This is a genomic window from Mycobacterium sp., from assembly GCF_025933915.1.
In the GTDB taxonomy this organism is placed as follows: Bacteria; Actinomycetota; Actinomycetes; order Mycobacteriales; family Mycobacteriaceae; genus Mycobacterium.
On record NZ_JAICZA010000259.1, the window covers coordinates 1 to 4,065 of the forward strand.

Here is a 4,065-nt window from a genome sequence, read left to right on the forward strand (position 1 = left end):
CGCCGCCGGGAGCGCGCTTCACCAGGCCGCGAATGGACACGGCGCTACGGTACCGGGCCCCCTTCGACGGCACACATGATCGAGACGAATCCAAGGTGGAGCCGCCTCGGGGAATCGGACCCCGGACCTACGCATTACGAGTGCGTCGCTCTGCCGACTGAGCTAAGGCGGCGTGCCCGCAGGGCGTCGTCCGAGATCTTGATCAAGGACCTGCCCCGCGATGGCAACCCGGGCAGTCTACTGAACCGCCGACCATGATCACGAAGCCGGGCAGTTAGTTCCCGGCGCTGGCACTTTGAGGTCGACCAGGTAGCTGGCGACCAGGTTGTCGACACACTGCGAGCGCAGGTAGGCGGTGTGGCCGTCGGCGTCACGGGTGACCAGAACTCCGGACGCCAGCTGCCCTGCGAGCGACTGCGCCCAGGCAGAAGGCGTGGCCGGGTCGCGCAGGTTGCCAACGACGACGATGGGCGGCGCGCCTTGGGCGCGAACCGGTCCGGGCGACATCTCGGCCGGCACCGGCCACCCGATGCACCCCGTGTTGCCGGCGCCGAGCACGACGCCGAAAGTCGGCGCGGTCTTGGCGGCCACCGACGCGGCCTGCATCGCATCTTGGACGGACGCGAAGGCAGCCGGGCGGTCAGCGCAGTTAATCGCGATGTTGGCCTCGACGAGGTTGCTGTAACTGCCGTCGGCCTGGCGCCCGTTCAACGTGTCAGCAAACAGCATCAACACCTGCGGGTTGCCGTTGAATGCCAGTTCGAGGCCGGTGTTCAGCGCGAACCAGGTCGAGGGGTCATATAGCGGTGTCGCGATCGCCGTCGTCGCCAAGCCGCGCGTCAACTGCCGGCCCCCCGACGCGGAAAGTGGTTTCGTCTCAAGCCCGGTCAGCCATTGGTCGAGCGTCGCCTCGGCATCAGTCGCAGATTTGCCTAGTGCGCAAGACTTTTGCTTCACGCACCAAGCGATGAACGATGCGAGGTCGGTTTCGAAACCCTTGGCTTGCCCAGCTCCCGCAGCCGCGTCAGTCAGCGTCGGGTCAACCGCGCCATCGAGCACCATAGCGCGAACGTTCGTCGGAAACAGCTGCGCGTATATGGCCCCGAGGAGCGTGCCATACGATTCGCCGACGTACGTCAGTTTCTTGTCGCCAAGCGCGGCACGAAGGACGTCGAGGTCTCGAGCCGTGTCAACCGTGCCAACATGCGCGAGCAGCTTTCCCGACTTCTGGACGCAGCCTTGCGCGAACGACGCGTCTATTACGCCGAGATTCGCGACCTGTGCGGCATTCGCAGGATCAGCGAAGTACGAAACAAAGGTGTCCTCCGCGCTACTGCTCACGCAACGAATTGGCTCGCTTTGCCCAACGCCGCGTGGGTCGAACGACACGACATCGAACTCGTCCTTCAGGTTTTGCGCGACCGACTTACCTGCGCTCTTAAGGAAGTCAACGCCGGAACCCCCTGGACCTCCGGGGTTCAACACCACCGATCCGATTCGCTTCTTCTTCACCTGGTCGACGTAGCGAATCACCTGCAATGAAAGCTGCGCCTCGTCGGGATGCTCGTAGTCGAGCGGCACCTTCAGCTTCGCGCACTGATACCCGGCGCCACATCCCGACCACGCCAGCTTCTGCCCATAGAACGTCTGCAGCGAGGCCGGATCAATCGCTGGCAGCTCCATCGGCGTCGGCGGCGTTGTTTTGCCGGACGGCGTCGGAGTGCCCCTCGTCGTCCCTTCTGGTACCTCCGGCGTCGCGATGCCGGACGGCGTGGCCGCTGACACGCTTGCCGTCGACGGCTGCGTGCTCGTCGCGCGGTGAGACCCACTTGTGCAGCCGCTGACAACCAGCGCCATTGCGGTGGCGCCAATTGTCAACGAGCTAACGCGAGGCACCAGGCGTGTCACCGTAGGCGGATTCGTAGGCCTGGCGAGACCCGCACACGCTTGCCTTTGTGCACACGCATCGCTTGCCGGAGTCGTTCAACTTCACCACGACCGTCTCGCCAGGCACGTTGTAGCCGACGAGCGCGCCATCTCCCTCGGGAGACGACACGGTGCTGCCCATCTTCGGCAGGTCCGCTTTGAAGTCGTTGTACAACGGATGCTCATATTTCAAACAGCACATCAACCGACCGCACGCACCAGAGATCTTCAACGGATTCGGCGGCAGATCCTGGTCTTTCGCCATCCGAACGCTTACCGGTTCGAAGTCCTTCAAGAACGTCGAACAGCAAGTGTCGCGACCGCACGGGCCGATGCCACCTTGCACCCGCGCCTCATCGCGCGCGCCGAGCTGCCGCAACTCGATCCGCGCGTTCAGCGTTTTCGCCAAATCCCTTACCAGGGCGCGAAAATCCACTCGGTGCGGAGCGCTGAAGTAGATGATGAAGCTGTTGTCGCCGTCCAGGTAATCGACGCCAACCACTTTCATCGGCAGTTCGTGCGTACGCACGAGTCGCTTCGCCGCAACCCGTGCTTGTGCCCGCCGCTCTCGATTGCGCTCGTCTCTCATCAACTGCTCGGACGACGCAAAGCCCGCGCACACGGGGAGTCCGGCGACGTCCTCGCTCACATAAGTCGGCGCCCAGACGCATTCGGCGACTTCGTCACCTGCGGTGGTCGGGAACAGCACCTTGTCGCCGACCTTGGGCGCGTGCGGCCCAGGATCGAGGTAGTACAGGCGGCCGTAGCGGTTGAAGCTGACCGCCATCATCATGCCCACGTCGAGACTCTAGCCGCCGCCCGCGCCCACACTCGCGGTGATCATGCAGAAATGTGCGGCCTCACCGGTGGTGGGTCGCACATTCCTGCATGATCACGCGGGGGTTCCTGGGGGGCGCGGGGGGTTTCCTGGGGCGGGGCGGTGGGTCAGCCGCGGGTGCCGAGGAGGTGTTCGAGGGCGAGTTGGTCGAGGTGGGCGTAGCCGTAGCCTTTCGCCCCGGCGACCTCGGGGTCGTAGTCCTCAAACGCGGTCCGGTCGGCGAGCAGGTCGCGGTAGGTCTCCCCCGCGGCCAGCGTCGGCGTGGTCAGCGTGGACACCCCGGCCGCGGCCATCGCGGCGGTCACCTCGGGGTCGGCCCGCCACGCCCGCGCCCGGTCTTTGAGGATCAAATAGGTGCGCATGTTCGACGCCGCGCTCACCCACACCCCGGCGACGTCCTCGGTGCGCAACGGCTTGTAGTCGAAATGCCGCGGCCCGTCATACCCGGCCACCCCCCCGCCGTAGGAGCCGTTCTCCAACAAGTCGACCAAGAAGAACGCGCTCAGCAAGTCGCCGTGCCCGAACACCAAGTCCTGGTCGAACTTCGGCCCGTGCTGCCCGTTGAGGTCGATGTGGAACAACTTGCCCATGCTCAACGCCTGCGCGATCCCGTGCACCATGTTCATCCCGGCCATCTGCTCATGGCCGACCTCCGGGTTGAGCCCCACCATGTCCTGATGGGTCAAGGTGGAGATGAACGCCAACGCGTGCCCGATCGTCGGCAACAAAATGTCCCCGCGCGGCTCGTTCGGCTTCGGCTCGATCGCGAACCGGATCCCATACCCCTGATCGGTCACGTACTGCGCCAGGGTGTCGATGCCCTCCGCGTAACGCGCCAACGCCGCCGCCACATCCTTCGCGGCATCCGTCTCCGCGCCCTCCCGGCCACCCCAAAACACGTACGTCTTCGCGCCCAACTCCGCCGCCAAATCCAAATTCCGCATGATCTTGCGCATCGCGAACCGGCGCACCGAACGGTCATTAGAGGTGAACGCCCCATCCTTGAACACCGGATGAGTGAACGTGTTCGTCGTCGCCATCGGCACCACCAAACCGGTCGCCTCCAACGCCTGCCGGAACCGGCCGATCAACTTCTCCCGCTCCGACTCCGAGGACCCGAACGGCACCACGTCATCATCGTGGAACGTCACCCCATACGCCCCAAGCTCGGCCAACCGGTGCACCGACTCCACCGGATCCAACGCCGGACGCGTCGCATCCCCAAACGGATCACGCGCCGGCCACCCCACCGTCCACAACCCAAACGTGAACCGATCAGCAGCCGACGGCACAAACGAATC

The 4,065-nt window shown here is 64.9% G+C and carries 3 protein-coding genes and 1 tRNA gene; all 4 read right to left on the reverse strand.

From position 1 onward, the window contains the following. Positions 1-96 precede the first annotated feature (96 nt). A tRNA-Thr gene (locus Q0W90_RS23570) sits at positions 97-172 on the reverse strand. An 86-nt stretch (positions 173-258) separates the two neighbouring features. Beyond that, positions 259-1,785, reverse strand: coding sequence for an alpha/beta hydrolase (locus tag Q0W90_RS23575; RefSeq protein ID WP_297777000.1), 1,527 nt, complete (start codon positions 1,783-1,785; stop codon positions 259-261). Positions 1,786-1,882: 97 nt separating this feature from the next. After that, positions 1,883-2,719, reverse strand: coding sequence for a regulatory iron-sulfur-containing complex subunit RicT (gene ricT / locus Q0W90_RS23580; RefSeq protein WP_297777002.1), 837 nt, complete (start codon positions 2,717-2,719; stop codon positions 1,883-1,885). Positions 2,720-2,871: 152 nt separating this feature from the next. After that, positions 2,872-4,056 carry a xylose isomerase gene (xylA, locus tag Q0W90_RS23585; RefSeq protein ID WP_297777004.1) on the reverse strand — a complete coding sequence of 395 codons (1,185 nt, stop codon included), beginning with the start codon at positions 4,054-4,056 and terminating at the stop codon, positions 2,872-2,874. Positions 4,057-4,065 lie beyond the last annotated feature (9 nt).